Below are 25,618 nucleotides of genomic sequence, written 5' to 3' on the forward strand. Positions count from 1 at the left end.
GAACCTATGCCCGACACCTCCATCCTGGTAATCGAAGACGACGAACATATCGGCCAAATCCTGACCTTCATCCTGCAGCGGCAAGGCTACCAGACCACTCTTGCCGCCGATGGCCTGGCGGCGCGCAAGGCCATCGTTTCAAGCCCCACGCCACCTTCGCTGGTGCTGCTGGATGTAATGCTTCCCTATATCGACGGTTTCGAACTGGTGCACATCATTCGCCAGCGCGAAGGCTGGACAGAAGTGCCGATCGTGATGCTGACCGCCAAGCATACCGAAAAAGACATTGTGCGTGCGCTCGACGCGGGGGCCAACGATTATGTCGTCAAGCCCTTCCAGCCGAATGAACTGCTGGCGCGCGTGCGCCGCTACCTGAAAGGGCAGGAATGAAGGCCGCCATCCTCGCTGCACTGGGCTGCGCTGCCTTGCCGGCCGCCGCCCAGACCACCATCGGGATCAGCCATGGGATCGACAACCTGAGCGGGCCGGCCGCGAACTGGCATGAGACTTCGCTGGCCGTGCGCCATCAGCTCGCGCAGCGGATGGGCTTTGGCGGCGGCGTCACCCGCATCGAGCGTTTCGGCATCAGCGAGACCCAGTTCAGCGCCGGCGCCGACATGCCGCTGTCCGACAGCCTGACGGCCTCGGTTGACGGCAACGCCAGCAGCGAGCACCAGATCCTGGCGCGCCACGCCCTGGGCGCGACCTTGCAGTACGAGTTTGCCAAAGGCTGGCTGGTGCATGGCGGAGGGCGCAGCAGCAGCTACAACGATGTGCACGTCAACCAGAGCCTGCTGATGCTGGAACGCTATGTCGGCAATTACAGCTTTTCCGGCGCATGGCGCGCGGCGCGCGCCTTCGGTACGACAGCGCACAGCGGCGAGCTGCGCGGCAGCTATTACTACAGCGACCGCAGCGCGGTCGGATTGTCTTTTGCAGTGGGCAAGGAAGCAGCAAATATCGCCGGTACCACGCGCATGACCAGCGTGCAGTCGGCCGCCCTGGTGGGGCGGCACTGGTTTGACCAGCGTTGGGCCGTTACTTATGCCCTGGCATCTACGCGCCAGGGCGACTTCTACGTGCGCAACGGGGTCAATCTTGGATTACAGGCTGCCTTCTGATGTCTACCTCCAGGTCGCATTCTGGACCGGTGCCGGCGCGCTGGCGTTGACCGTACTGGTCGGGCTGCAGATCATCTGGCTGCGCCTGTCGATGCGCCGCATGCAGCGCCGCGAGCAGGAGCTCACCCTGAAATGGCGCCCTTTGCTGAATGCCGCCATTGCGGGCGAACCGGTTGGCAACCTGCCCGAACTGCCGCAGCGCGACAGCCTGCTGTTCATGAAGCTCTGGCTGCATTTGCAGCAGGCGGTGCGCGGCGAAGCAAGCGAAGGCCTGAACGGCATTGCGCGCCGCCTGGGTTGCGACGAACAGGCGAGAGGGTTGCTGGCGGGCGGCAACCGAGCCGAGAGGCTGCTGGCGATCCTGGCGCTCGGGCATATGCGCGACAAGGAATCCTGGGCGACGCTGGCCCGTACCGCGCACAGCGCCGACAGTGCTTCCTCTGTTCACGCACTGTGGGCCATGGTGCAAACCGATGCCGCGCGGGCGGCGCATGAAATGGCGCCATTGCTGTTGCGGCGCGACGACTGGCCGCTGTCCCAGTTGGCCAACATCCTGCAAAATGCGCGCGCCGAATGGCAGCCGGTGCTGGCGGAGGCCCTGGCGCGCGTGACGCCGACCGAGCTGCCGCAAGCGCTGCGCCTGGTGGCAGCCTTGCGCATGCACCTGCCGCAGGCCCAGTTGCGCGGCTACCTCGCCAGCAAAGAACAGGAAGTCGTGCTGGCCGCGTTGCGCATGGCGCATGTGCCCGGCGTGGTGGACGAAGTGCGCCGGCACCTGGCCAGCGAAGATTGGCGTGTGCGCCTGCAGGCAGTCCGTGCGCTGGGTGAAATGGGGGACCGCAGCGACGTGGCGCGTTTCCGGTCCTTGCTGTCGGATCCGCAGTGGTGGGTGCGCTATCGCGCGGCGCAGGCCCTGCTGGCATTGCCCTTCCTGACTAAGGAGGAACTGGCCCAATTGCGCAACGCCGGCGACCGCTACGCAGCCGACATGATTGCGCAGGTGACGGCGGAACAGGGGGCCGCATGACGCCCAATCCGCTTTTCATCCAGATTATCTCGATCAGCGTGCTGGTGTACTTCGTGCTGCTGAACGTCGGCTACCTGATGCTGAATTTCCTGGCCATGTATGCGCTGCGCCGGCGTTCGCAGGAAGCGATCCTGGACGACCTGCCGCAAGTATATTCGGCGCTGGAGCCGCCGATCAGCATGATCGTGCCGGCCTATAACGAGGAAGCAACCATCGTCACCTCGATCCGCTCGATGCTGCAGCTTTCCTATTCGGAGATGGAAGTCGTTGTGATCAATGACGGCTCCACCGACCGCACCCTGCAGGTCATGATCGACGAATTCGGCCTGGTGCCTTTCCCGGAGGCTTATCGCATCCAGCTTGAGACCAGGCCGGTGCTTGGCATCTACCGTTCCACGCGCTTCCCGAACCTGCGCGTGGTGGACAAGGTCAATGGCGGCAAGGCCGATTCGACCAATGCCGGCATCAATGCGGCGCGCTACCCGCTGTTCTGCTGCGTCGACGCCGATTCGATCCTGCAGCGCGATAGCCTGCAGCGGCTGGTGCGCCCGTTCCTCGGCGACCCGCTCATGGTGGCGACCGGCGGCACGGTGCGCATTGCCAACGGCTGCGAAGTGCGCGGCGGTTTCCTGACCCGCGTCGGCATGCCGAAAAATCCGTGGGCGCTGTTCCAGGTGGTCGAGTATTTGCGGGCCTTCATGTTCGGCCGCATGGGCTGGTCGGTGATCAACGGCATGCTGATCATCTCCGGCGCTTTCGGCTTGTTCCGCAAGGACACGGTGGTGGCAGTCGGCGGCTACAACCCGAAGGCGATTGGCGAAGACATGGAACTGGTGGTGCGCATGCACCGCAAGCTGCGCGCCCGCGGCGTGCCGTACAAGATCGAATTCGTGCCCGACCCGGTGTGCTGGACGGAAGCGCCGGAAGACCGCAAGCAGCTGCGCAACCAGCGCATCCGCTGGTCGCGCGGCCTGTCGGAGAGCCTTACCACCAACTGGGGCCTGATGTTCAGCCGCCATGGCGGCGTGGCGGGCTGGCTGGCTTTCCCGTTCTTCGTGCTGTTCGAGTGGCTGGGCCCCTTCGTCGAGCTGTTCGGCTATATCTTCATGGCGGTCGCCTGGTGGCAGGGCTGGGTGTCCTGGGAATCGTTCGGGATCTTCCTGTTCCTCGCGATCGGGCTGGGGATCCTCTTGTCGGCCTTCGGCCTGCTGCTGGAGGAAATTTCCTTCCACCTTTATCCGCGCCCCAGCCATCTGCTGATCCTGGCGGCAGTCGTCGTCGCCGAGAACTTCGGCTACCGGCAGATCAACAGCTGGTGGCGGCTGGTCGGCTTGTACAAATGGGCGATCCGCGAGGAGGCCAGGTGGGGCGTGATGACCCGCAAGGCCGACTGGCAGCGCGACATCAGTTAAAGGGCGGGCAGGGTCACATGGAAGGTCGTGCCGCGCCCTTCTTCCGTGTCGAAGCCTATGGTCCCGCCATGCTGTTCTGCGATGGCACGGCAAATCGCCAGCCCCAGGCCGGTGCCGCCTTTCAGGCGCGAGTCGGAGCTGTCGGCCTGGGCGAATTTTGCGAAGACGCGCGCCTGGAATGCTTCAGGAATTCCCGGGCCGTTGTCGCTGACCGCTAGCCTGATACCTGCCGGCACTTGACTGCAGGCCAGGGTCACGGAATTGTATTGGGGCGAATACTTGATGGCGTTGGACAGCAGGTTGACCAGCAACTGCACCAGGCGGTCATGGTCGCCGCGCACGCGCAAGCCGCGACCGCTGCCCGCACGTTCCAGCGCTACCGGGCGCTGGGCCGCGCTGCCGCGCACCGCGTCGATGGCTTCGTCCAGCAGTGTTGCGATCTCCAGTTCGTCGCTGCGAAATGCCATCTTGCCGGCTTCGATTTTCTCGATATCGAGGATGTCGTTCACCAGGCGCACCAGGCGTTCGCTGCTCTGGTAAGCGATATTGACCAGGTGCTGCACGTCCGGCGGCAGTTCGCCGGCGCCGCCGTCGACCAGCATGGACAGCGAGGCGCGGATCGACGTCATCGGCGTGCGCAGCTCGTGCGAAACGGTGGCGATGAACTCGTTCTTCATCTCTTCCACCTGGCGGCGTTCCGAGATATCGTGCAGGAAGACGCAGAACAGGCCGTTGGCCGGGCGGCTGATGCTGGCCTCCACGGTCAGCTCATCGCCGTTGCGCCGGATCAGGGTGCGTTGTACATGGCGGCCGAAAGCGGGCGCCTCACTGCCGCCGGCGGCCGCCAGCGCCGCCTCCTGTTGCGCACGGAAACGCTGCGGCACCATCAGGTCGATATAGCTCTTGCCTACAGCTTCCTCGCGCGACCAGCCGAACATGTGCTGGGCGGCGGGGTTCCAGTCGGTGATATGGCCGTCCGGACCGACAGCGATGAAGGCATCCTGGGCGGTTTCGATAATGGCGGCGATGCGCTGCATGGCATCGCGCAACTGGCTGGTGCGGGCGCTGACGCGGCCTTCCAGGTTGGAGACCAGGGAATTGAGGGTGCGCGACAGCGCCTGCACCTCGGCGTAGGGGGCGAGCAGCGGCAATTCGGCGGCCGCGCCGCGGCGGATATGGTCGGCTGCGTCGGCCAGTTCGCTCAATGGACGCGCAATGCGGCGGGCAAGAGGGAAGGCGAGCAGCGGGAACAGGGCTGCCATCGCCACGCCCAGCCACAGGGCGCGTTTCTGCAAGGCCCGTACCGGCGCCCAGGCAGTGTTGACAGTCTGGCGCACCAGCACCGTCCAGCCCAGGCCCGGATAGGCAGCGTGGCCGCGCGTGCGCGCATAGCCGACCAGATATTCGACGCCATCGGACCAGCGTTCCACCAGGTAGCCGTTACCCTGGCTTGGCGGCGGCAGGCTCCTGCCCAGCAAGTCCGGTGGCCCCAGCAAGACCGTGCCCCGCCGGTCGACGATGAGGGCCTGCACTTGGCGGTGTGCGCTTGCCGGTTCAATCACCGAGCGTTCAAGTTCGCGCGCCCATTGCCATGACAGGTGGGCGCCCAGGATGCCGCTGCCGTCGGCCAGCGGGAAGGCCAGGTCGACGAAGCGCTGTGTTTGCGAATCGGGTGCCGGCAACAGCTTGGCCAGCATGACGGCATCGTGCACGTCGCCGACGAAGGTCCCGGCCTGGGCGTTGCGGTACCAGGGGCGTTCACTGACGTCGATATTTTCCAGCAGGGAGCCGGTGGCGGCCAGCACGCGGCCGCTGCGGCCGGTGACGCCGATCCAGGCATAGTGGGGGTAGCTGTGCTGGTGCTGCTCCAGGGTGGCGCGGCGCGCCGCTGGCGCCGCGGCGGCGCCCATGTCGGGACGCTGCGCCAGCAACTGCACCTCGCGGTAGCGCTCGAACATATTGCGATCCAGCTTGTCGGCGGCTTGCTGCGCCAGGTCGGACAGGGCGCTGCCAATATCGGCCTTGACCTGGTTGCCGGCCGTGCGTGCGATGACGGCGGCCAATATCGCTCCCATGGCGATTGCCAGCGCGCAGAAAGCGACGGCAAGGTAGGTGCCGATTCCCGCCTTGGCGCGCGCGCGTTTCATGCGACGCGATTGGCCGGGCGGCCCGCAATGAAGGCTTCTATATTGTCGATCAGCTGGTCGGCCAGGCCCTGCATGGCCTGGCCGCTGGCCCAGGCGGAATGGGGCGTGAGCAGGAAATTCGGCAGGCGCAGGCGCAGCAGCGGATTGTCGGGCACCGGCGGCTCTTTCGTCAGCACGTCAAACCCGGCGCCGGCGATCACGCCACGCTGCAGGGCATCGGCCAGCGCTGCTTCGTCCACCAGGCCGCCGCGCGCGGTATTGACCAGGATGGCGCTGGGCTTCATGCGTTCCAGTTCGGCCGCGCCGATGATATTGCGGGTGGCATCGGTCAGCGGAGCGTGCAGGCTCAATACGTCGGATGTCTCCAGCAGTTCGTCCCAGCTAACGTTGCGCACGTTCGGGTCCTCGGCCGCGGTGCGGGTATGCACGACGACTTCCATGCCGAAGGCGCGGCCAAGGTGCGCGACTTGCTTGCCCAGGTCACCGTAGCCCAGCAAGCCCAGGCGGCTGCCGTGCAGGTCGCGGATGGGATGATGGAACAGGCAGAAGCGCGGCGATTTCTCCCACAGGCCCGCTTCGACGTCGGCGCGGTAGGCCAGCAACTGGCGGCGCAGCGCCAGGATCAGGGCGAAGGCATGTTCCGGCACCGAGGCATGGGCGTAGCCCTGAATATTCGACACCACGATGCCGCGCTCGCGCGCCGCCGCCAGGTCGATGATGTCGGTGCCGGTGGCCGCCACCGCGATCATTTTGAGGCCGGGCAGGGCGGCCAGCGCTTCGGCCCGTAGCGGCACCTTGTTGGTGATGGCGATGGTGGCGCCACGCAGGCGTTCGATCGCCTCGGCGGCCGTGGAAGCGGGATGTTCGGCCCATTCGTGGGCAAACGATGGACGCCGGATGTCGGCAATGATGCTGTCGCGGTCCAGGAAAACGAGTCGTTCGGTCATACAGTCAGCTCCACAGGGAGGGAAGCGGCCAAAGGACGCAGCCGCATTTGGGGATGGCTGGCCATCAGGTCCGCCACCCATTCAACGAACACCCGCACCTTGGCCGACAGGTGACGGTTTTGCGGGTACACCACGTGGATCGGCAGGGGATCGGTGACCCATTCCTCCAGCACGCGCACCAGGCGGCCGTCCCTGCCGTGGCTGCCCAGTTGTACATCCGTCATCATGATGATGCCCAGGCCCGCCAGCCCGGCTTGCAGGTAGGCGTTCGAATCGTTCAGTGCCACCACGCCCGGCAGCATCATTTCAATGCGCTCGCCGTCGCGCGTGTAGTCCCAGTTGTATATTTTGCCAGTCTTGGACGAGAAATAGTTCACGCAACGGTGCCGTTCCAGGTCGCGCGGGTGGGTGGGCGTGCCGAAGCGCTCCAGGTAGGAAGGCGCCGCGCAGGTCACAAAATTGAGCAGGCCGACGCGTCGCGCAATCAGGGTGGAATCGGCCAACTGGCCACCCCGCACTGCACAATCGACGCCTTCCTCGATCAAATCGACCGGACGGTCGCTGCAACCGAGTTCCAGCTGGATATCGGGGTATTGTTCAAAGAAGGAGGGCAGGGACGGCACCAGGATTTCGTTCGCGAGCCCGGTCGGCGCGTCGACCCGCAGCCGGCCGCTCGGGCTCAGTCGGGTGCGCGACAGCGATTCCTCGGCATCCTTCACGTCGGCCAGGATGCGCAGGCATCTTTCATAGTAGGCAGCGCCGTCGGCGGTGACGGAAACGTGGCGCGTGGTCCGGTGCAGCAGCTTGACCGACAGCGCCGATTCGAGGCTGGCCACCAGGGTGGAAACGGTCGCCTTGGGCAGCTGCAGGGTTTCCGAGGCGCGCGTGAAGCCTCCGGCGTCGACCACCTGTACGAACACTTCCATTGCTTGGAGCTTATTCATGAGTCCACCTTCATTGTTCGAGATTCTGAACAATCAATTCAACATTAATGTATTTTTCTTATTCTAGTGGAAGTTTATTATTACCGTATTGCAGCATGAAAAAGCCCTTGACCCTCCCGCGGTGGGAAAGTTTAAAGTGGCTTTCGGTAACACAGGAAAGGAGCAGTCATGAGTAACCGGGATGGATTCTTTGCAATGGTATCGCTGGCGCTGGGCGCGATCGCCCTGGCAGGCGTCCTGTATACCGACGAATACTCGTACGGCGCGCAAGTCGGCTTTGGCGCGGCGCCGGCGCGCACCTTGCTGGCTTCGGCCAGCTCGGAGGCGAAAGAATGACGGCGCAGGCGCCGGCGGACCTGAAGATCCGCGAACTCGAAGTGCGCGGGGCCCAGGGGCCGCTCGCCGCACGCCTGTACCTGGCCGGGAATTCGTCCGCCAAGCGCGATGCGCTGATCGTTTTCTTCCACGGTGGCGGCTTTGTAGCCGGCGACCTGGAGGAGGCGGACGAATTCCTGCGCCACCTGGTCGCGTGCAATCCTGGCCACGTGATCCTGGCCACTAATTACACCCTGGCCACCGTCAGCCCGTTTCCGGCAGCGGTGGAAGATGCCCACGCCGTGCTGGCCTGGGCCAAGAAGAACAAGGCCAAGCTGGCCTGGAGCGGCAAGCAGCTGCTGACCGCCGGCATCGAGGCAGGCGCCAACCTGGCAGCCGTGTCGGCGCTGATGGCGCGCGACCGCGGCGGCCCGGCCCTGGCAGGGCAGATCCTGATCATGCCGATGCTCGATCCCGGCCTGTCCACCTGTTCGATGCGCGAGCTGCCGAACTGTCCGGACCAGATGAAGGTAGCAAATAACTGCGCCGCCGCCTATCGCGGCTACCTGCCGAATGCCGCCGACCGCGCCCACCCTTACGCGTCGCCGCTGCAATCGAGCCGATTGAAGAATTTGCCGCCGGCCCTGATCCTGTCGGCCGAGGACGACCCCTTACGGGATGAAGCAGAACAATACGGGGCGAAACTGATCGCCTGCGGAGTAAAGACAACAGTCAGACGCATGCCACCGGCGCCATTGCAGGAGCCGGGAGCCAGGAATGAATGCGCGTGCAGGGGCTTTGCACTGAGAGAGATGGCCAGTTTTATCGGCGCCATCGACGGGCCGGAAACACCCGCAGTGTAAGGCTGTATCAATAAAACAGAAGTTCAGAAAAAAGTGCCTGCGAGGCACATGGGCCCCTTTTTGCTCAAATTTCCCACTAATTTTCACCCCCAAGAGGTTAACAATGAAAAAGATGAATCAAATGTCCACTCTTGTGCGGCCGCTGGTTGCCGCATTGGCGATGGGCGGGCTGGCGGCGGCCATCCTGTCCGGTTGCAGCGCCAATAGCAAGCCGGCCGAAAGCCAGGGCCCTGCAGCGGGCGGTCCGCCGGTTTCGGCAGCCGTCGTGGTGCAGAAGTCCGTCGCCGAAACCCAGGAATTCTCCGGCCGCCTGGAAGCCATCGACCACGTGGAGATCCGTCCACGCGTCAGCGGCTTCATCACCGCGGTGAACTTCAAGCCTGGCAGCGAGGTGAAAAAAGGGGACGTGCTGTTCGTGATCGATCCGCGTCCATTCCAGGCTGAAGCCAGCCGCGCCGACGCCGCAGCCAATTCGGCCAAGGCCAAGGCCGACCTGGCCAAGCTGGAGCTGGCCCGTGCCGAAAAGCTGCTGGCCGATAAAGCGATCGCCCAGCGCGAATTCGACGAACGCGCTTCGGCATTGAAGGAGCTGGACGCAACCGCCCGCGCCGCCGCTTCGGCCGCCGAAGCAGCGCGCCTGAACCTGTCCTACACCCAGGTGACGTCGCCGATCAACGGCCGCGTGTCGAAGGCGGAGATCACCCTCGGCAACCTGGTAGACCAGAGCGCCGTGCTGACCAGCGTGGTTTCGCTGGACAAGATCTACGCCAGCTTCGACGGCGACGAAGACACTTTCCTGCGCGTCGGCGGCCAGGCCTACAAGGGCCAGCCGGTGACCGTGAAGGTCGGCCTGGCCAACGAAGCTGGCTTCCCGCATGAGGGCAAGCTGGAATTCGTCGACAACCAGCTCGATACCCGCACCGGCTCCGTGCGCATGCGCGCCACCTTCGACAACAAGGACCGCGCGCTGGTGCCCGGCCTGTTCGCCCGCGTCCAGCTGGACGGCGGCACCGCCACCCAGCAAACGGTGCTGATCAACGATCGCGCCGTCAGCACCGACCAGGATCGCAAGTTCGTCTACGTGGTCGGCGCCGGCAACAAGGCGGAATACCGCCCTGTGGTGCTGGGTCCGAACGTCGACGGCCTGCGCGTAGTACGCAACGGCCTGAAAGCAGGCGAAAAGATCGTCGTCAACGGCCTGCAGCGCGTGCGCCCTGGTGCGCCGATCACGCCGCAAATGGTCGACATGACCTTTGACCCGATGGCAGCAGAAAAAGTGGCCGCCGCCGATGCCAAGAAAACCAAGGAATAATCCATGAATTTTTCACGCTTCTTTGTCGATAAACCGATCTTCGCGGCGGTTCTATCGATCATTGTCTTCGTAGCGGGCTTGATCTCGATCTTCAAGCTGCCCGTCTCCGAATACCCGGAAGTGGTGCCGCCATCCGTCGTGGTGCGCGCCGTCTATCCGGGCGCGAACCCGAAAGTGATTGCGGAAACCGTCGCCGCGCCGCTCGAAGAGCAGATCAACGGTGTCGAGAACATGCTGTACATGTCCTCGCAAAACACCTCCGATGGCGCGCTGATGCTGACCGTGACCTTCAAGATCGGCACCGATGTCGACAAGGCCGAAACCGCGGTGCAGAACCGCGTGCAGCGCGCCTTGCCACGCCTGCCGGAAGAAGTGCGCCAGATCGGCGTGACCACGGTGAAGTCTTCGCCTAACCTGACGATGGTGGTCCACCTGCTGTCGCCGAATGGCCGCTATGACGACCTGTACCTGCGCAACTACGGCGTGCTGAACGTAAAAGACCAGCTGGCCCGTATTCCAGGCATGGGCGACGTGCAGATCTTCGGCGCCGGCGACTACGCCATGCGCGTCTGGCTCGACCCGCAGAAGGTCGCTGGTCGCAACATGACCGCGTCCGACGTGGTCGATGCGATCCGCGAGCAGAACGTGCAGGTGGCTGCCGGTGTGATCGGCGCTGCGCCGTCCAAGTCGGCCGACTTCCAGCTGACCGTCAACACCCAGGGCCGCCTGAGCTCCGTCGAGGAATTTGGCGAAATCATCGTCAAGACCAATGAAGACGGCGCGCTGACCCGCCTGAAAGACGTGGCCCGCATCGAAATGGGCTCCAACAGCTACTCGCTGCGTTCGCTGCTGAACAACAAGTCCGCAGTGGGCCTGGGTATCTTCGAAGCCCCGAACAGCAATGCGCTGGAACTGTCGGCCAACGTGCGCGCCAAGATGGAAGAACTGAAGAAGGACTTCCCTGAAGGCGTGGCCTACGACATCGTGTACGACCCGACCCAGTTTGTGCGCGAGTCGATCAAGTCCGTGATCCACACCCTGCTGGAAGCAGTGGCGCTGGTGGTGATCGTGGTGATCATCTTCCTGCAGACCTGGCGCGCATCGATCATCCCGCTGCTGGCGGTGCCTGTATCGATCGTCGGCACCTTCGCAGTGATGATCGGCTTCGGCTTCTCGATCAATACGCTGTCGCTGTTCGGCCTTGTGCTGGCCATCGGTATCGTGGTCGACGATGCGATCGTGGTGGTGGAGAACGTCGAGCGGAATATCGCCAACGGCCTGTCGGCGCGCGATGCGACCATCCAGGCCATGAAAGAAGTCTCCGGCCCGATTATCGCTATCGCCCTGGTGCTGTGCGCCGTGTTCGTGCCGATCGCCTTCGTGTCCGGCCTGACAGGCCAGTTCTACCGCCAGTTCGCGCTGACCATCGCTATTTCGACCGTTATTTCGGCACTGTGCTCGCTGACCCTGGCTCCGGCCCTGTCGGCATCGCTGCTGCGCCCGCACGACGCTCCGAAAGACGCGCTGACCCGCGTGATGGACAAGATCTTCGGCCGCTTCTTCGCCTGGTTCAACCGCTTCTTCAACCGCGCTTCGCACAGCTATGAAACCGGCGTGCAAGGCGTGCTGAAGCGCAAGTCCGCATCCATCGTGGTGTACCTGGTGCTAGCTGCCGCCGCAGGCATCATGTTCAAGGTCGTGCCGAGCGGCTTCGTACCGGGCCAGGACAAGCAATACCTGGTGGGCTTCGCCCAATTGCCTGACGCCGCATCGCTGGAACGCACCGAGCAGGTGATCCGCAAGATGTCCGACATCGCCAAGGAAATTCCTGGCGTGGACGCTTCGGTTGCCTTCCCGGGCCTGTCGATCAACGGCTTCACCAATGCGCCGAACGCCGGTATCGTATTCACCACGCTGAAGCCATTCCACGAGCGTACCGACCCGTCCCAATCGGGTGCGGCAATCGCAGCGGAGATCAACAAGCGCATGGGCGCCGTGCAGGACGCGTTCGTGATGGTGTTCCCGCCGCCGCCAGTCAACGGCCTGGGTACCACCGGCGGCTTCAAGATGATGATCGAAGACCGCAACAACGCAGGCTACGACGCGCTCTACAAGACCGTGCAGGAAATCCAGATGAAGGCGTGGGGCGACAAGCGCCTGGCCGGTGTGTTCTCCAGCTTCCAGATCAATGTTCCGCAGCTGTTCGCGGACATCGACCGCGCCAAAGCCAAGCAACTGGGCGTGCCACTGCAGACCATCTACCAGACCTTGCAGATCAACCTCGGTTCGCTGTACGTGAACGACTTCAACCAGTTTGGCCGTACCTACCAGGTGCGCGTGCAGGCTGATGCCCCGTTCCGTTCGCAAGCCGAGCAGATCGCGCAGCTGAAAGTCCGCAACAGCAAAGGCGAGATGATCCCTCTGTCGTCGCTGATGCGCGTGAAAGACAGCTACGGCCCTGACCGCGTGGAGCGCTACAACGCCTACGTCTCGGCCGAGATCAACGGCGCTCCGGCTCCAGGCTTCTCGTCCGGCCAGGCCCAGGCTGCGCTGGAAGAAATCACCAAGGCGACCCTGCCGAAAGGCATGGGCTACGAATGGACCGAGCTGACTTACCAGGAGATCCTGGCCGGTAACACCATGATCTACGTGTTCCCGCTGTGCGTGCTGCTGGTGTTCCTGGTGCTGGCTGCCCAGTACGAAAGCTGGACCCTGCCGCTGGCCGTGATCCTGATCGTGCCGATGTCGATCCTGTGCGCCCTGATCGGCGTCAAGTTGACCGGCGGCGACAACAACGTGTTCACGCAGATTGCCTTGTTCGTGCTGGTCGGGTTGGCGTCGAAGAACGCGATCCTGATCGTGGAATTTGCGCGGGAGCTGGAAGACCACGGCCGCACCATCCTGGAAGCGGCGTTGGAAGCCTGCCGCCTGCGTCTGCGCCCGATCCTGATGACGTCGATCGCCTTCATCATGGGTGTGGTACCGCTGGTGTTCTCGGTTGGTGCAGGTGCTGAAATGCGTCATGCAATGGGTGTGGCGGTGTTCGCCGGCATGCTGGGCGTGACCTTCTTCGGCCTGTTCCTGACGCCGGTGTTCTACGTCCTGCTGCGCACCCTGGCCAAGCGCCTTGAGAAGAAATCCCCGGCAGCCGACGCTGCCCCGCAACTGGAAGGGACCCACTAATATGAAAAGTATGATTGCCAAGGGCGTCGCCCCGCTGCTGGCAGCGCTGCTGCTGACCGCATGCGCCGCGCCTGAATTAAAGCAACCGCAAGTCGACACCCCGGCCGCCTTCAAGGAGCCGCAGGTGATGACTGCCGAAGACGGCACCAGTTGGAAGCCGGCCCAGAACGCCGAGCGCCAGCCGCGCGGCGAGTGGTGGCTGGCCTTCAGCGACCCGGCCCTGAATGAGCTGATCGCCGAAGCGACCCGCAACAACGCCAACCTGGCCGTGGCGGCCGCCCGCGTCAAGCAGGCACGCGCCATCGCCGGCATCGCCGAAGCGGACCGCATTCCGCAAATCGGCGTGGGCGTTGGCGCCCAGCGTGCCCGCAATTCGGCGCTGTCGCTCGGCGTGCCGGCCAGTACCGACATTGCGCCGCAGACCACTTACAACGCGAACCTGACGGCGAGCTATGAAGTGGACCTGTTCGGCCGCGTATCGAGCAATGTGGCCGCGGCCCGTGGCGACGCCGCGCAGGTGGAAGCGAATTACCGCTCCGTCCTGCTGTCGCTGCAAGCCGACGTGGCACAGACCTATTTCCGCCTGCGCGCCACGGACGCCGAATTGGCGACTGTGGAGCAGACGGTCCGTTTGCGTGAAGAGAGTGTAAAGGTCAACCAGCGCCGTTTCGACCTGGGCGACATCGGTGAATTCGACCTCTCCCGCGCCAAGACCGAACTGTCGACCACCCGCTCCGAAGCGATCGGCCTGCAACGCCGTCGCGCCACCACCGAGCACGCGCTGGCAGTCCTGCTGGGCAAGCCGGCGGCAGCCTACACCGCGGGCAACAGCCCGCTGCTGGACTCGACGCTGCTGCCTGCGATCCCGACCGGCGTGCCATCTGCGCTGCTGGAACGCCGTCCTGACATCGCTGCCGCACAGAAGGCGATGGAAGCGTCGAACGCCCGCATCGGCGTTGCGCGTTCGGCCATGTTCCCGGCGCTGAACATCACCGCCAATGGCGGCGGCGCTGCCGGCCATTTCAGCGACGTGTTCAAGTGGAGCAGCCGCTCGTGGGTGCTGGGCGCCTTGCTGTCGATGCCGCTGATCGACGGCGGCCGTAACAGCAACAACGTCAAGCGCAGCGAAGCGGCCCTGGAAGAATCGGTTGCGGGCTACCGCCAGACCGTGTTGGGCGCCTTCGCCGAGGTGGAAGACAACCTGGCAGGCCTGCGCATCCTGGGCGGCCAGACCGCGCAGATCGACGAAGCCCTGGTATCGGCACGCCGTTCGGCCGACCTGGCGCAGAAGCTGTACGACGCCGGCCGTTCCAGCTATCTGGACCTGCTGGATGCACAGCGCAACCTGGCAGCCGTCGAACGCAGCGCAGTGCAACTGCGCGGCGACCGCGCGGTGACCACCGTCGCCCTGATCCGTTCCCTGGGCGGCGACTGGAACTAATCAAGATCGATCAGCCCTTAACGGCGCTCCGCATTCGCGGGCGCCGTTTTTTTTATCAAAGTGGAAGGCAGGCGAGGGCGATCAGAGGTTCTTCTTAGTTCTTAATCTGAATGGTATTGATTGACTTCTGGTTCCCGAAGCCACAATTCCCATTACCTTGTTGGTCATGCCAGATCAGCACAGTTTTGCCTTGGGCTTGGGCCGCCAGAAAGCCAGCGAGCAATTCCTTGTAAAGGGGGGACTCTTTGATGATGACGAATTGAGTGCCCGACCAGTCAGCGGTGCATCCGGCAGGCGCTGGCGTGACCTCGATGTGAGCGCCATAGCCCCCGACGATGACCGATTTAATGGTGAACGGACCTTCCGTGGTGGATGCCGATGCGACTGGGGCGAGGGCGATAGCGGTTGCGCAGAGTGCAGAAAGAATGGCGGTGCGGCCGACGGCTTTGAATCGAGTGATATGCATTTTCGAGTCGTGTGAGGTTGACAATCAGTGCTTTTGAATAAGAAGTCTTGTTGCGCTGACAACGTGGAAGGCAAGAGGATACAGGCTTTTCTGGGCAAATTCCACCCATTGACCGAAAATCGGAAGACCTTGTCGTGTCAGCGCAAATTCCGGGTAAGGCGTCATTGGTGAGCAGCAATGCGTCGGTCTTTGCGGCCGGCGCCGGCAAAGTATAATTTGCTGCTTTGGCCTGCTATCCGTTCAAATGCCGTTACTGCATAAAGCGACAATCACGTTGTTCACCATTTTTGTCGTCATCTGGTCCTACCTCGCCTTTTTCCCCGAGCCAGCATTGAATAAACCCGCGCTTGGTCACGATGCAAAAGCCTTCGTGACGCGGTCGCTGGAGAATTTCTGTGCCGGCCTTTACACCGATGGCATCTGTCCAAAAGTCTCAATTGCCGGCAAACAGCGATGGGTGGCAAGTACGTATCTTGGCGGCTCGGATATCCCGACGCAACAGACGGATACCATCCTGCTTGGGCAAGGGTGGCAGAAGGTACCGGCCGACTACGAACGGACAGCCGTGTTCTGCAAACAGGGTTACTCGGCCCGCTATACCTATATGGAGGGCTATGTGGGCACCTTGTACTTCGCGGCCGGCAGCCACAACTGCGAAAAACTGACCCGAACTAACTAGCGCGGCGCACTGTTGAATGGCACGCTTGCAAATCGGCCCGGATCAACCTATGATTGCGACAAATGTCACACAAAGGCTAATATGGTCGCAAGTAGTCTGTTAAGCAGTATTCCTGGCATCCGGCACGGTTTCGGCAGTGCCTCCGTACTCGTTCCGCTTGAACTGCTACCCGTATGGGATTCAAGGCCGACCAAGCGCCAGGTACACGGCACCCGCATCGCAGCGATTCACGAGCCGCTGCAACAGGCCGGTGAAGCCGATGGCTTCCATACGGCGGCGCGCAGCCTCCCTGTCAGCATCATCACCGCCGATTGCATCCCGTTGCTACTGGCGCGCCGTGATGGATCGCAGATCGCGGCAGTCCATGCCGGTTGGCGAGGCCTGTACGACGGCATCATTCCCGCAGCACTCGCCGCGATAGGGGACGGCGCTCCTGTCGTAGCTGCTGTCGGTCCGACGATTTGCGCATCCTGCTACGAGATAAGTGAAGAACTGGCAGAGGATTTCGCGCAGCGCTTTGCCGCATTGCCGCGCGACGTCGTGTTGCCAGCGTACCGCCACCTTGATCTACGCGCCATCGCAGAACACCAGTTGCGCACCTCCGGCGTTGAAGAAATCGAACATGTCGGCGGGTGCACCTGCTGCGCCCGCGATGCCGCCGGCGAACACATTTACCGCAGCTACCGGCGTGGCGACCGTGGGTCGCAAATGCACTCCGGCCTGTACATCACCACCAAAGGAGAAAAATGAAGGTCATCGCATCCCTCATCCTGGCCGCTTTCGCGACCGTCGCCAATGCACAAGACCGTGACTGGAGTGCGCCGCAGAAGCCGTTCACCATCTACGGCAACACTCACTACGTTGGCACCGCTGGCATCAGCGCCATCCTGGTGACGTCGCCGCAAGGACATATCCTTGTCGATGGCACCACCGCCCAAGGCGCCGAAGTCGTCGCAGCCAATATCCGTACGCTGGGCTACAAGCTGGAGGACGTAAAGTACATCCTCAGTTCTCATTCGCATGAGGATCACGCAGGCGGCATCTCCGCGCTACAAAAGATGACTGGTGCCGCCGTGCTGGCTGGTAGCGCCAACGTCGACGCCATACGCACCGGCGTCTCGCCGAAAATTGACCCGCAGTTCGGCAGCCTGTCGAACTTCGCCGGCTCCGCAAAAGTGCGCGGCGTCGCCGATGGCGATGTAGTCAAGCTTGGCCCACTTGCCGTCACCGCCCACAGCACTCCCGGCCACACGGCAGGCGGAACCAGCTGGAGTTGGCAGTCCTGCGAAGCAGGGCAGTGCAAGAACGTGGTGTTTGCCGACAGCGTAACTGCCGTCTCGGCCGACAACTACCGCTTCACCGATCACCCTGAAGTCGTCGCCCAACTGCGCGGCAGTTTCACCACCATCGAAGGCCTGGCATGCGACATCGCTATCGCCGCGCATCCCGAAGTAAACGACTTGTGGGGGCGCCAACAGCGCGCAGCGAAAGAAGGCAACGGCGCCTACGTTGACGCAAAAGGCTGCCGCATCATCGTTGAAGCGGCCCGCAAGCGCTTGGAGAATCGCCTGGCGAGCGAAATGAACTGATTGAGTCGCGGCGCGCTCGCGGTAAGGAGTGCCGCGCGTCGAGGTCATCGCCCCTAGTCGCCAACATTTAACCGTGAATGTTTAGACTCGGTCATCGTGGCGTGGGAGGTGCAATCGAAGAATTCGCGAGCTGTACGCGTTGATATAACGGCTAGAGCGCACGGGCTCAAATTTGCGTCTGTGCACGATTTCATATTAAGATTGCCACAGTTTTTGTTAACAATCAGTCCTGAGAAGGCTCATGAAGAATCTAAGAATCGCTCTAAGTGCCGTTTTCTGCATTTGTCTGTCACTTACCAGCAACAGTGCTAACGCAAGCGAATATGTTGCTGGACGTAAAGTCGTGGGTGTGGGGTGCCATAACACGGACGGCATTTGCTTTGTAACGTTGGACGGCAGCGCATTTGGGGCGACGCTTGGTTGTGCAAATGGGGCTTCGAACGAGTTTCGCTTTGATAATGGTGACACGTCAATCGGCAAGCGAGCATATGCGTCGTTTCTCGCTGCGGCCCTTGCTGGAAAGACTATTTCCGTTTCCGTGGAGGGGTGTACTGTTCAAGGCTATTCGAAGCTCGCCTACTTCTTCGTTTCGAACTAGCCTCCTGGTTCCAGTCCCGCCTAACTGAACAAACGGGTAGCAAGTACTTTACACCTTTGCTGCCCGGTTCAGGTCGCCATCTTTTGTTCCGTCGAAATAAGTCTGACGCGGCAGTTCCTTCGTGCCACATGTGGATCAGGCGCTTTAGCGGGCGCCCTGCGGTGCACTCCGTGTCGCTGACGATGACGGTCAGGTTTTTTCCTGTCGAAAAGGCTAGTAGCGCGGCCGCATAGTGTGTTTTATAGCCCGGCTCTGAATTGCCGCCATATACGCGTCCGGCGCGGAGCAGTGGGCCGGGTTGACGACTGCCTGTCCAGTCTCAATGGCGAACGTATCGGAGCCCCAGCCAGTGCGAATCATGGTGATGGAGACAGCCCCTGAGTTCGACTGGGCATGGGCGTTTTCGGAAAGCGAGATCCCAGCCAGTAGCGCATAAGTCCAAAGGTATCTAAATTTCATTTTTATCATCAACGGGAGGCTTTGAATCCTCAAAAAATAGTTGCAATTCGATCACAGTTGTTGCTTGTGTGTGGGTTGTCTTTATGGCGCGAGCTCCGCAGATCGGCGTTGATAAATATTGCTTTGACGGTCATAATGTGAGGTTTTTGAAAACGCAGATTGCACCCAGGATACTGGCGGCGGATGCGCAATGCCGGGGAAGACAGCTGGCCGGATCGACAATATGCAACCAGGTGACAGAGGGACGACTTGTTTGTTGAGTTGCTCGAGCTTGGTGGGTGAACTGTCCTGGGAAAGCTGTCAGTATTTTGGAGAAATAAATTATGGAGTTGCGGAAATTGTCGTTCCGTATTCGCCGGAAATCTGTCGCAATTGTCGGTCTCTCGGCGGTGCTTGCGTTTCCTTTGAATTCGTTTGCCTACAGTTGCAATGGCACCGTCGCACATCTAGGGATTGATGCGGAGGGCCGGATCTACGTTTCGCTCACCAATTCAACCGCGGTCCACTCGATTTGCAGCGTGGTGACCCAGGGAAGTTTTGCAATGCCAGTGCCCGTATGCAAAGCGGCGTATGCATCGTTGGTGAGCGCTCGAGTCGCGGGAAAAAGTATGATCCTTTACTACAACGACAGCGCTTTCACTTGCAGCTCTATTCCCAATTGGGGGCAAATGCCTTCGGCCTATTACGTTGAAGGACCTTATTAAGCCTTCTTCGACTTCGAGCAGATCGGCGAAGGCCGACTTGCCGCAACAGCGGCAAATTGCCAGCGACGTTCTTCGAGTTATATATGCTTCTCCCATTTCTTCGTTTTCATGGTGCGCGACTGTTCCGCGCCCAGCCGATCGTTATGCCGCTTCTTGCTGTGTCTGGCACTGCATTGATTGCAGCGGTGCTTGCATTTGCAGACCAACGGCGCGAAGCAAGGCAGGCGTTTGTTGAATTGCAGCGATTGCAGGAATCAATAGACGGCATGAAGGCACGCGCCCCAGAAATAAAGTCGGAAAGCCCGGCGGCGGTGGAGCTCCCTGCATTCGATAACGCCAGCTTGGTCCAGTCTTTGAATGCATTTGCGGCGGAGACGCAGTTGCCTCTCGACGAAGTCGCTTATGCGCTGGATGAAAACAGCAGCGAACCCTTCATTCGGTATCGCATTACGATGAGGGTCAACGGCAGTTATCGAGCCATTCGTGGCTTCAGTGCCCGCTTCACCACCGATTTGCACAATGTGTCGCTGGATTCGATTAGCTGTGCGCGGAAGGATGTCGCTGTTGCGCCACTGAGCTGCGACTTGGCTTTTTCAGCCTTCTACCGCCGGAGCCTGCATGGATAAGGCCACCGTTGTGCGGAAAGTGATTTTGTTCTCGGCCCTGGCCGCGACCGTCTATGTTTCAATTGGAACGAGCGACGAAGCGCCCGTGCAAGTCAAAATTCCCACTTCGGAAACAATTCAAAGGCCTGCGGTCTCTGTGCCTGGAACGATGCAGGTCGCAGAAGAACTTGGCGCGGAATCCGATGGCAGCGATCCATTTGAACCGAGGAACTGGGTACCAGCACCGCCGCCCCCGGAGCCGGTAAAGGAAGTGGTAGCTCCCCCTCCGATAGCGCCGTTGACCATTCCCGAGGGACCGCCTGCGCTGCCGTTCCAGTTTATGGGGCGCTTGAAGGATGGCACCGATGAAGTTGTGTACTTGGGACGCGGCGATCAGCCGGTGGTGGCGCGGGCAGGGGAGGTCCTGGAAAGTACTTACAAGGTGATTTCGATCACCCCGACCCAGATTGAATTCGAACATTTACCGACCAAGCAGCGGCAAGTCCTGTCGATGCAGAGCAACTGAACAATGCGTATCAAACCGATGATTCTTCGATTGCGGCCGATGGCCGCGATGACTGCGGCAGCAATATCCCTCCTATTGGCGGGATGTGACGCTACTCTCCATCACCGACGCGGGATGGTTGCGCTGGACAAGGGCGAGTACGCCAACGCCGTGCAGGAACTGGGCATGGCCGCGGAGCAGTCGCCAGGCGATGTGGAGTATCGCCGCGACTGGCTGCGTACACGCGAAACTGTCACGGCAAAATTGCTGGCAAGCGCCGCATCGGCATACGCGGACGGGAAAATGACAGAAGCAGAGAAATCCTATCGCTCTGTCCTGCAATATGACGCTACGAATGCCCGGGCCCTGGAAGGATTGGAACTGTTGTCTGCAACGGCAGTCGCGAGCACAGATGCCGTGAATGCGAGGGATTCGTTCAAGCGTGGCAATACTCAGGAAGCATCGGAACTGGTGGCTCGGGTGTTGAAAGTTGCGCCAAATCACGCAGATGCGCGCGCCTTGAAGCGGGAGATCGAGACGCTGCAGGCGCAGGAAACAATGACATCCCCTAGCCTGGGCGCCATGTACCGCAAGCCGATCAATCTGGAATTCCGGGATGCGAGCCTCAAATTCGTATTTGACGCGTTGTCGCGCACTACCGGCATCAATTTCATTTTCGACCGTGACGTAAGGTCGGATCAGCGCACGACCCTGTTCCTGAAGAACACCACGCTCGACGATGCAATTGACGTAATTCTGTCGACGGGACAGCTCGAAAAGAAGGTTCTGAACCCCAGCAGCGTGTTGATCTACCCGAATACGTCCGGCAAAAATCGAGAGTACCAGGACCTGATGGTCAAGGCGTTCTATATGTCCAACGTTGAGGCCAAGCAGGCTGCAAGCATGTTGAAAACAGTCCTCAAATTGAAGGACGTTTTTGTGGACGACAAGTACAACATGCTGATCCTGCGTGAGAATCCGGAAACGATCGCGCTGGCCACCAAGCTGCTGGCCTTGCACGACCTGGAAGAACCCGAAGTCATGCTGGAAGTGGAAGTGCTGGAAATTAACCGTTCGCGGTTGCTGAACCTCGGCGTGCAGTGGAGCAGCCAGTTCACCGTGGCTCCATTGGCCAATGGTGGTTCGGGTGGGAGTAGCACGACTGCAGCCACAATGAAATTGAGCGACCTGAAAGCGCTGACATCTGCCGGCATTGGTATCACGGTACCGTCGGCGACGATTAACCTGACGAAGTCGGATGGCGACGCCAATTTGTTGGCGAACCCTCGAATCCGCGTGCGCGACCGGGAAAAGGCGAAAATCCTGATCGGAGACAAGGTGCCAGTGGTAACGACGACCACCTCTGGCAATTTTGTCACAGAGAATATTCAATACCTCGATGTTGGTCTGAAACTCGATGTGGAGCCTGATATCCACCAACGCGACGAAATCGGTCTCAAACTGGGACTGGAAGTCAGCTCGCTCGTGTCCTCGGTCAAGACCAATAATGGCTCGCAGGCATACCAGATTGGCACCCGCAACTTTAGCAGTGCGCTACGATTGAAGGATGGCGAGACCCAAATCCTGGCGGGGTTGATCAATGACGAAGATCGCTCGGCGGCCGCTAAACTGCCACTGATTGGCGACTTGCCGCTAGTAGGCCGCTTGTTTGGCAGCCAGAGCGATAATCGCCACAAGACTGAGATCGTGCTGTCGATTACTCCGCACCTTATCCGGAACATGCAGCGCAAGGATGCCAGCGCGGAAGCATTCTGGTCGGGCACCGAAGCCACGTTGAGCAGCAAGCCGCTTCGCTTGCGTAATTTTGAGCAGGCGAATGGCGCATCGGCGCCAGGTGCTGCTCCTGGCGCAGTGCCTGCCGCGCAATCGGCGCCGCAACCGATGCAGCCACCTGCTTCGCCGCCAGATGCGCCGAAGTTCCAATGGCAAGGGCCGCCGTCTGCGAAAGTTGGTGAGGTGTTTACGCTGCAGTTGACGATGGATAGTCCGGAAGCATTGCGGGCTGCGTCGCTGCAGCTGGCGTTCAACCCTGCCGAGTTCGAGATCGTCTCCGTCAGCGATGGCGGATACTTCGGCCCGGAAGGGAAGGGAGCGTTCAGCCATACGATCGACAATGCTGGTGGGCGCGCGTCGCTGGGAGCCAGCATTCCTGGTGCTGCTGGTGTCAAGGGGCCTGGCAAGCTGATGTCCGTACAGGTCAAAGCAAAGAGTATCGCACCTGGCGCTCAAATTAGCGTCATCAGCATGACAGCAATTGGCGCGCAGCGTGCGGTATCGCGACCCGGCTTGCCATATTCGCACCAGATAACGGTTTCGCCATGATGCTTGTCTTGCGTGTGCGACGCAGTGGTGGATTTAGCCTGATCGAATTGCTGGCGGCGTCAGTGATCGTTGGAATACTGGCGTCTGTCGCGGTTCCGTTTATGGAAACAGCCTTAAAGCGCCAAAAAGAACAGGCCCTGCGCGTGGCACTGCGCGACATCCGCAATGCGATCGATGCGTACAAGCAGGCCACGTTGGATGGCCGTATCAAAATAGAAGACGGCAAAACGGGATACCCGGCGAGCCTGCTGGAGCTGACGGATGGAATTGAGGATGCCAAAGATCCGAAGAAGCCGAGGCTTGTTTTTTTGCGTCGAATTCCGCGTGATCCATTTTATGGAGACAGCAGAATCGCGGCTGCCAGTACCTGGGGACTACGCAGTTACGCTTCTTCAAGCGAGCAACCGCAGGTGGGCGACGATGTGTTTGACGTGTACTCCATGTCGGACAGGACAGGCCTGAACGGCGTGCCTTACAAGGAGTGGTAATGCGCGCGAAAAACGGATTCACCTTGATTGAACTGCTCGTCGCTTTGGCCATTGTCGGAATGATCGTAGCCATCGCTGCGCCACGCTATTTCAGCAATATCGACCGGACCAAGGAAGATGTGTTGCGCGAAGACTTGTACTTGTTGCGCGATGCGATCGACAAGTATTTCGCGGATCACAACGCGTACCCGAACGAACTGGAAGACCTGGTCAAGGATAAGTATTTGCGCGCGATCCCGAAGGATCCATTTACCAACAGCAGCAGCACCTGGATCGTAATGCCGCCGGAAACCGCGGCGCATGGTGCCGTTGCAAATGTTCGCAGCGGCGCAACTGGTACTGGTCGCGACAATACCCAGCTTGGAGACTGGTGAGGTATGGAGCGGCAGCGTGGTTACAGCTATGTGGTAGTGATGTTTCTGGTCGCGGTGATGTCACTGATATCTGTGCGTGCGTTGCGCAATACGCTGACTGAGGAGCGCCGTTCGAAGGAAGCTGAACTGCTGGCAACTGGAATCGCGTACAGGAATGCCATAAAAGCGTATTACGAAAATGCGCCGGGCACGGGAAAGATCTATCCGGAGACGCTGGATGCCCTGCTCGAAGACAGGCGAGGAACCAAGATTCGAAAGCATTTGCGCAAGCGCTTCCGCGATCCAATGAACGGTAGCAAAGAGTGGGGTCTGGTGTACCTCGATGAGGAACATAAGCAGCTTATTGGCGTGTATTCCTTGTCTGAGCAGAGACCAATCAAGCGTGACGGCTTTTCGGACGACCTGAAGACATTTGTCAACGCGGCGAGCTATCGCGACTGGAAGTTCGTATTTGCACCAGGTTAGGAAAAGTCATGAATCAAAGGGCGCGAGGCTTCACTCTGCTTGAATTACTGGTCGTGATCGTCATAGTCGGCATGCTGGCGGCATTCGTCGGCCCGAAGTACTTCTCCCAGATTGGGAAGTCGAAGGTGCAAATCGCCAAGGTGCAGATCGAGGCCTTCGATAAAGCTTTGCAGCAGTACCGCATTGACACCGGTCATTACCCACCGGCTGCGGCGGGCCTGGCCGCACTGTACGTGCAGCCGCCCAACGAACCAATGTGGCACGGCGCCTATGTGAAAAAAGGCATTCCTCTCGACCCATGGGGGAGCCCATACCAGTACAAGATTCCAGGCGTCGATGGCCGTGATTTTGAGCTGATGTCGTTTGGCAGCGATGGAAAGCAGGGCGGTGAAGGCGAGAATGCCGACATCCCGAATTACTAATTTTTTTGTATTTTGTTGATTGATGCAGTTCAAGGCAAAGGTACTGAGTGCCACACATGGCGTTCAGCAAGTTGAAGTCAGCGCGGCCAGTGAGTCCGAGGCGCACCGCGTGCTTGCATCGTCAGGCGTGCGCGTGCTTGATTTGCGTGCGGTGGGTTCGGGCCTGGCATTCGGGCATAAGCGGTCATCTTTCAATTTGACGGTATTTAACCAGCAGCTGTCTTCACTTCTTGAGGCCGGCCAAACCGTGGTGGATGCCATTGAGATACTGGGCAAGAGCGACCGCCGCGAACAGCATCGCACCGTCTACAACGCGATCCTGCAAAGCCTGCAGCAAGGTAACCAGCTATCCGAAGCAATGGCCGGCTTGCCTTCCGTTTTTCCGCCGCTCTACGTGGCGATGGTGCAGGCAAGCGAAACCACCGGCACCGTGCGCGCTGCGGTGGAACGCTATATGCGCTACCAGAAGCAGGTGGACGATATTCGAGGCAAGTTGCGTGCGGCGGCCACCTACCCGGCAGTGTTGATGAGCGTTGGTTTGCTGGTGATTGGCTTCTTGATGTTGTACGTGCTGCCGCGCTTCAGCGAGATATACGATGACGGCGCCGCAGGGCAGGCTCGTGGGGGCTTTGTGCAGATCTGGGGTAGCTTTGTCCGTGAAAACACTTTGATGGCCTGGTCCATCGCCGCCGCAGTGTTTGCGACGGTGGCTGCAATGGTTCTACATCCAGGCCTGCATGCGCTCGCCTATCGCAGGCTCATGGCCACACCGTGGATTGGCGAGCGTGTCTGGATTCTTCAGTTGGCACGCCTGTATCGCACCTTGGGCATGCTGCTGCGCAGCGGCGTAAGCGTGCTGGCCGCCATGCGCATGACGCAAGCATCGCTCCCTGAATCTATGCAAGACGACCTGGCTGCTGCTCTGCAGCACGTCAGTGAAGGCAAAGCAATGTCCCGTGCGATGACGGAGTCGCGCCTTAGTACAGAGGTGGCAGAGCGCCTGCTTGTGGCCGGTGAATCCTCCGGCAACCTTGATGAAATGATGGAGCGCATTGCAGACTTCTATGACCAGGAATCAGCCACCTGGATCGACACCGCGGGCAGGTTGATTGAACCGGCGTTGATGCTGGGTATTGGCCTTGTCGTTGGTGCCATCGTACTCATGCTATACAGCCCCATTTTCGATCTGGCGAATATCACTTGATACCT

25 protein-coding genes are annotated in these 25,618 nt (G+C 60.8%); 21 read left to right on the forward strand and 4 right to left on the reverse strand.

Features of this window, described 5'->3' with window-relative positions:
* The first annotated feature begins 6 nt into the window (after positions 1–6).
* Genes ACN9M3_RS14585 through ACN9M3_RS14600 form a run of 4 tightly spaced genes read left to right on the forward strand, consistent with a single transcriptional unit; the run spans position 7 to position 3,560 of the window.
* Complete coding sequence (locus tag ACN9M3_RS14585; protein ID WP_426323330.1) at positions 7–390, forward strand: response regulator transcription factor; 384 nt, start codon at positions 7–9, stop codon at positions 388–390.
* On the forward strand, positions 387–1,121 hold the full coding sequence (locus ACN9M3_RS14590) for a YaiO family outer membrane beta-barrel protein (RefSeq protein ID WP_426323332.1): 735 nt from the start codon (positions 387–389) through the stop codon (positions 1,119–1,121). Before ACN9M3_RS14585 ends, ACN9M3_RS14590 begins: the two co-directional genes overlap by 4 nt.
* Positions 1,099–2,148 (forward strand): HEAT repeat domain-containing protein, encoded by a 1,050-nt coding sequence (locus ACN9M3_RS14595; RefSeq protein ID WP_426323334.1) that lies wholly within the window; start codon positions 1,099–1,101, stop codon positions 2,146–2,148. Before ACN9M3_RS14590 ends, ACN9M3_RS14595 begins: the two co-directional genes overlap by 23 nt.
* On the forward strand, positions 2,145–3,560 hold the full coding sequence (locus ACN9M3_RS14600; RefSeq protein WP_426323336.1) for a glycosyltransferase family 2 protein: 1,416 nt from the start codon (positions 2,145–2,147) through the stop codon (positions 3,558–3,560). The genes ACN9M3_RS14595 and ACN9M3_RS14600 overlap by 4 nt, the downstream gene beginning before the upstream one ends.
* Here ACN9M3_RS14600 and ACN9M3_RS14605 read toward each other — a convergent pair.
* From ACN9M3_RS14605 to ACN9M3_RS14615, 3 genes are read right to left on the reverse strand one after another with little or no spacing between them, the layout of a single operon-like run.
* Positions 3,557–5,707, reverse strand: coding sequence for an ATP-binding protein (locus ACN9M3_RS14605; RefSeq protein WP_426323338.1), 2,151 nt, complete (start codon positions 5,705–5,707; stop codon positions 3,557–3,559). The genes ACN9M3_RS14600 and ACN9M3_RS14605 overlap by 4 nt on opposite strands.
* Positions 5,704–6,654, reverse strand: coding sequence for a D-2-hydroxyacid dehydrogenase (locus ACN9M3_RS14610; protein ID WP_426171780.1), 951 nt, complete (start codon positions 6,652–6,654; stop codon positions 5,704–5,706). Before ACN9M3_RS14610 ends, ACN9M3_RS14605 begins: the two co-directional genes overlap by 4 nt.
* Positions 6,651–7,598 carry a LysR substrate-binding domain-containing protein gene (locus ACN9M3_RS14615; RefSeq protein ID WP_426323340.1) on the reverse strand — a complete coding sequence of 316 codons (948 nt, stop codon included), beginning with the start codon at positions 7,596–7,598 and terminating at the stop codon, positions 6,651–6,653. Before ACN9M3_RS14615 ends, ACN9M3_RS14610 begins: the two co-directional genes overlap by 4 nt.
* A gap of 168 nt (positions 7,599–7,766) precedes the next feature.
* On the opposite strand from ACN9M3_RS14615, the gene ACN9M3_RS14620 reads away from it, so the two are divergent.
* From ACN9M3_RS14620 to ACN9M3_RS14640, 5 genes are all read left to right on the forward strand, one after another.
* The gene (locus tag ACN9M3_RS14620) at positions 7,767–7,934 is read left to right on the forward strand and encodes a hypothetical protein (protein WP_426171783.1); all 168 of its coding nucleotides are present in this window, start codon (positions 7,767–7,769) and stop codon (positions 7,932–7,934) included.
* A complete protein-coding gene (locus ACN9M3_RS14625; RefSeq protein WP_426171784.1) occupies positions 7,931–8,776 on the forward strand; it encodes an alpha/beta hydrolase in 846 nt (281 codons plus the stop codon). The genes ACN9M3_RS14620 and ACN9M3_RS14625 overlap by 4 nt, the downstream gene beginning before the upstream one ends.
* A 103-nt stretch (positions 8,777–8,879) precedes the next feature.
* Complete coding sequence (locus ACN9M3_RS14630) at positions 8,880–10,088, forward strand: efflux RND transporter periplasmic adaptor subunit (RefSeq protein ID WP_426171786.1); 1,209 nt, start codon at positions 8,880–8,882, stop codon at positions 10,086–10,088.
* Positions 10,089–10,091: 3 nt separating this feature from the next.
* Complete coding sequence (locus tag ACN9M3_RS14635; RefSeq protein WP_426323343.1) at positions 10,092–13,271, forward strand: efflux RND transporter permease subunit; 3,180 nt, start codon at positions 10,092–10,094, stop codon at positions 13,269–13,271.
* A gap of 1 nt (position 13,272) precedes the next feature.
* A complete protein-coding gene (locus tag ACN9M3_RS14640) occupies positions 13,273–14,712 on the forward strand; it encodes an efflux transporter outer membrane subunit (RefSeq protein WP_426323345.1) in 1,440 nt (479 codons plus the stop codon).
* Positions 14,713–14,806: 94 nt separating this feature from the next.
* Here ACN9M3_RS14640 and ACN9M3_RS14645 read toward each other — a convergent pair whose 3' ends face one another.
* Complete coding sequence (locus tag ACN9M3_RS14645; RefSeq protein WP_426323347.1) at positions 14,807–15,178, reverse strand: hypothetical protein; 372 nt, start codon at positions 15,176–15,178, stop codon at positions 14,807–14,809.
* 244 nt (positions 15,179–15,422) lie between these two features.
* Here ACN9M3_RS14645 and ACN9M3_RS14650 point away from each other — a divergent pair, with 244 nt between their 5' ends.
* From ACN9M3_RS14650 to ACN9M3_RS14705, 12 genes are all read left to right on the forward strand, one after another.
* On the forward strand, positions 15,423–15,857 hold the full coding sequence (locus ACN9M3_RS14650) for a hypothetical protein (RefSeq protein WP_426323349.1): 435 nt from the start codon (positions 15,423–15,425) through the stop codon (positions 15,855–15,857).
* Between the two features lie 81 nt (positions 15,858–15,938).
* Positions 15,939–16,607 (forward strand): polyphenol oxidase family protein, encoded by a 669-nt coding sequence (locus tag ACN9M3_RS14655; protein WP_426323351.1) that lies wholly within the window; start codon positions 15,939–15,941, stop codon positions 16,605–16,607.
* Complete coding sequence (gene blaSMB, locus ACN9M3_RS14660; protein WP_426323353.1) at positions 16,604–17,446, forward strand: SMB-1 family subclass B3 metallo-beta-lactamase; 843 nt, start codon at positions 16,604–16,606, stop codon at positions 17,444–17,446. The genes ACN9M3_RS14655 and blaSMB overlap by 4 nt, the downstream gene beginning before the upstream one ends.
* A 241-nt stretch (positions 17,447–17,687) precedes the next feature.
* A complete protein-coding gene (locus ACN9M3_RS14665; protein WP_426323355.1) occupies positions 17,688–18,044 on the forward strand; it encodes a hypothetical protein in 357 nt (118 codons plus the stop codon).
* Positions 18,045–19,290: 1,246 nt separating this feature from the next.
* On the forward strand, positions 19,291–19,833 hold the full coding sequence (gene pilO, locus ACN9M3_RS14670) for a type 4a pilus biogenesis protein PilO (protein ID WP_426323357.1): 543 nt from the start codon (positions 19,291–19,293) through the stop codon (positions 19,831–19,833).
* A complete protein-coding gene (locus tag ACN9M3_RS14675; RefSeq protein ID WP_426323359.1) occupies positions 19,826–20,338 on the forward strand; it encodes a hypothetical protein in 513 nt (170 codons plus the stop codon). The genes pilO and ACN9M3_RS14675 overlap by 8 nt, the downstream gene beginning before the upstream one ends.
* 3 nt (positions 20,339–20,341) lie before the next feature.
* Positions 20,342–22,660, forward strand: coding sequence for a cohesin domain-containing protein (locus ACN9M3_RS14680; protein ID WP_426323361.1), 2,319 nt, complete (start codon positions 20,342–20,344; stop codon positions 22,658–22,660).
* The gene (locus ACN9M3_RS14685) at positions 22,657–23,148 is read left to right on the forward strand and encodes a type II secretion system protein (RefSeq protein WP_426323363.1); all 492 of its coding nucleotides are present in this window, start codon (positions 22,657–22,659) and stop codon (positions 23,146–23,148) included. The genes ACN9M3_RS14680 and ACN9M3_RS14685 overlap by 4 nt, the downstream gene beginning before the upstream one ends.
* Positions 23,148–23,522, forward strand: a complete 375-nt coding sequence (locus ACN9M3_RS14690; protein ID WP_426323365.1) for a type II secretion system protein — start codon at positions 23,148–23,150, stop codon at positions 23,520–23,522. The genes ACN9M3_RS14685 and ACN9M3_RS14690 overlap by 1 nt, the downstream gene beginning before the upstream one ends.
* Positions 23,523–23,525: 3 nt before the next feature.
* Positions 23,526–23,987: a type II secretion system protein gene (locus tag ACN9M3_RS14695; protein ID WP_426323367.1), complete on the forward strand. Its 462-nt coding sequence runs from the start codon at positions 23,526–23,528 to the stop codon at positions 23,985–23,987.
* A gap of 8 nt (positions 23,988–23,995) precedes the next feature.
* Positions 23,996–24,409: a type II secretion system major pseudopilin GspG gene (gspG, locus tag ACN9M3_RS14700; protein ID WP_426323369.1), complete on the forward strand. Its 414-nt coding sequence runs from the start codon at positions 23,996–23,998 to the stop codon at positions 24,407–24,409.
* Positions 24,410–24,431: 22 nt separating this feature from the next.
* A complete protein-coding gene (locus tag ACN9M3_RS14705) occupies positions 24,432–25,613 on the forward strand; it encodes a type II secretion system F family protein (protein ID WP_426323371.1) in 1,182 nt (393 codons plus the stop codon).
* Positions 25,614–25,618 lie beyond the last annotated feature (5 nt).

The sequence above is a fragment of the Pseudoduganella sp. R-43 genome (assembly GCF_049913255.1).
GTDB lineage: Bacteria > Pseudomonadota > Gammaproteobacteria > Burkholderiales > Burkholderiaceae_D > Rugamonas.

Coding starts and splice junctions, on each gene's coding strand:
- ACN9M3_RS14655 (WP_426323351.1), top strand. CDS start 15,939: ATGGTCGCAAGTAGTCTGTTAAGCAGTATTCCTGGCATCCGGCACGGT.
- ACN9M3_RS14610 (WP_426171780.1), bottom strand. CDS start 6,654: ATGACCGAACGACTCGTTTTCCTGGACCGCGACAGCATCATTGCCGAC.
- ACN9M3_RS14635 (WP_426323343.1), top strand. CDS start 10,092: ATGAATTTTTCACGCTTCTTTGTCGATAAACCGATCTTCGCGGCGGTT.
- ACN9M3_RS14645 (WP_426323347.1), bottom strand. CDS start 15,178: ATGCATATCACTCGATTCAAAGCCGTCGGCCGCACCGCCATTCTTTCT.
- ACN9M3_RS14680 (WP_426323361.1), top strand. CDS start 20,342: ATGCGTATCAAACCGATGATTCTTCGATTGCGGCCGATGGCCGCGATG.
- ACN9M3_RS14665 (WP_426323355.1), top strand. CDS start 17,688: ATGAAGAATCTAAGAATCGCTCTAAGTGCCGTTTTCTGCATTTGTCTG.
- ACN9M3_RS14630 (WP_426171786.1), top strand. CDS start 8,880: ATGAAAAAGATGAATCAAATGTCCACTCTTGTGCGGCCGCTGGTTGCC.
- blaSMB (WP_426323353.1), top strand. CDS start 16,604: ATGAAGGTCATCGCATCCCTCATCCTGGCCGCTTTCGCGACCGTCGCC.
- ACN9M3_RS14690 (WP_426323365.1), top strand. CDS start 23,148: ATGCGCGCGAAAAACGGATTCACCTTGATTGAACTGCTCGTCGCTTTG.
- ACN9M3_RS14590 (WP_426323332.1), top strand. CDS start 387: ATGAAGGCCGCCATCCTCGCTGCACTGGGCTGCGCTGCCTTGCCGGCC.
- ACN9M3_RS14685 (WP_426323363.1), top strand. CDS start 22,657: ATGATGCTTGTCTTGCGTGTGCGACGCAGTGGTGGATTTAGCCTGATC.
- ACN9M3_RS14585 (WP_426323330.1), top strand. CDS start 7: ATGCCCGACACCTCCATCCTGGTAATCGAAGACGACGAACATATCGGC.
- ACN9M3_RS14695 (WP_426323367.1), top strand. CDS start 23,526: ATGGAGCGGCAGCGTGGTTACAGCTATGTGGTAGTGATGTTTCTGGTC.
- ACN9M3_RS14620 (WP_426171783.1), top strand. CDS start 7,767: ATGAGTAACCGGGATGGATTCTTTGCAATGGTATCGCTGGCGCTGGGC.
- ACN9M3_RS14675 (WP_426323359.1), top strand. CDS start 19,826: ATGGATAAGGCCACCGTTGTGCGGAAAGTGATTTTGTTCTCGGCCCTG.
- pilO (WP_426323357.1), top strand. CDS start 19,291: ATGCTTCTCCCATTTCTTCGTTTTCATGGTGCGCGACTGTTCCGCGCC.
- ACN9M3_RS14600 (WP_426323336.1), top strand. CDS start 2,145: ATGACGCCCAATCCGCTTTTCATCCAGATTATCTCGATCAGCGTGCTG.
- ACN9M3_RS14650 (WP_426323349.1), top strand. CDS start 15,423: ATGCCGTTACTGCATAAAGCGACAATCACGTTGTTCACCATTTTTGTC.
- ACN9M3_RS14705 (WP_426323371.1), top strand. CDS start 24,432: ATGCAGTTCAAGGCAAAGGTACTGAGTGCCACACATGGCGTTCAGCAA.
- ACN9M3_RS14615 (WP_426323340.1), bottom strand. CDS start 7,598: ATGAATAAGCTCCAAGCAATGGAAGTGTTCGTACAGGTGGTCGACGCC.
- ACN9M3_RS14605 (WP_426323338.1), bottom strand. CDS start 5,707: ATGAAACGCGCGCGCGCCAAGGCGGGAATCGGCACCTACCTTGCCGTC.
- ACN9M3_RS14625 (WP_426171784.1), top strand. CDS start 7,931: ATGACGGCGCAGGCGCCGGCGGACCTGAAGATCCGCGAACTCGAAGTG.
- gspG (WP_426323369.1), top strand. CDS start 23,996: ATGAATCAAAGGGCGCGAGGCTTCACTCTGCTTGAATTACTGGTCGTG.
- ACN9M3_RS14640 (WP_426323345.1), top strand. CDS start 13,273: ATGAAAAGTATGATTGCCAAGGGCGTCGCCCCGCTGCTGGCAGCGCTG.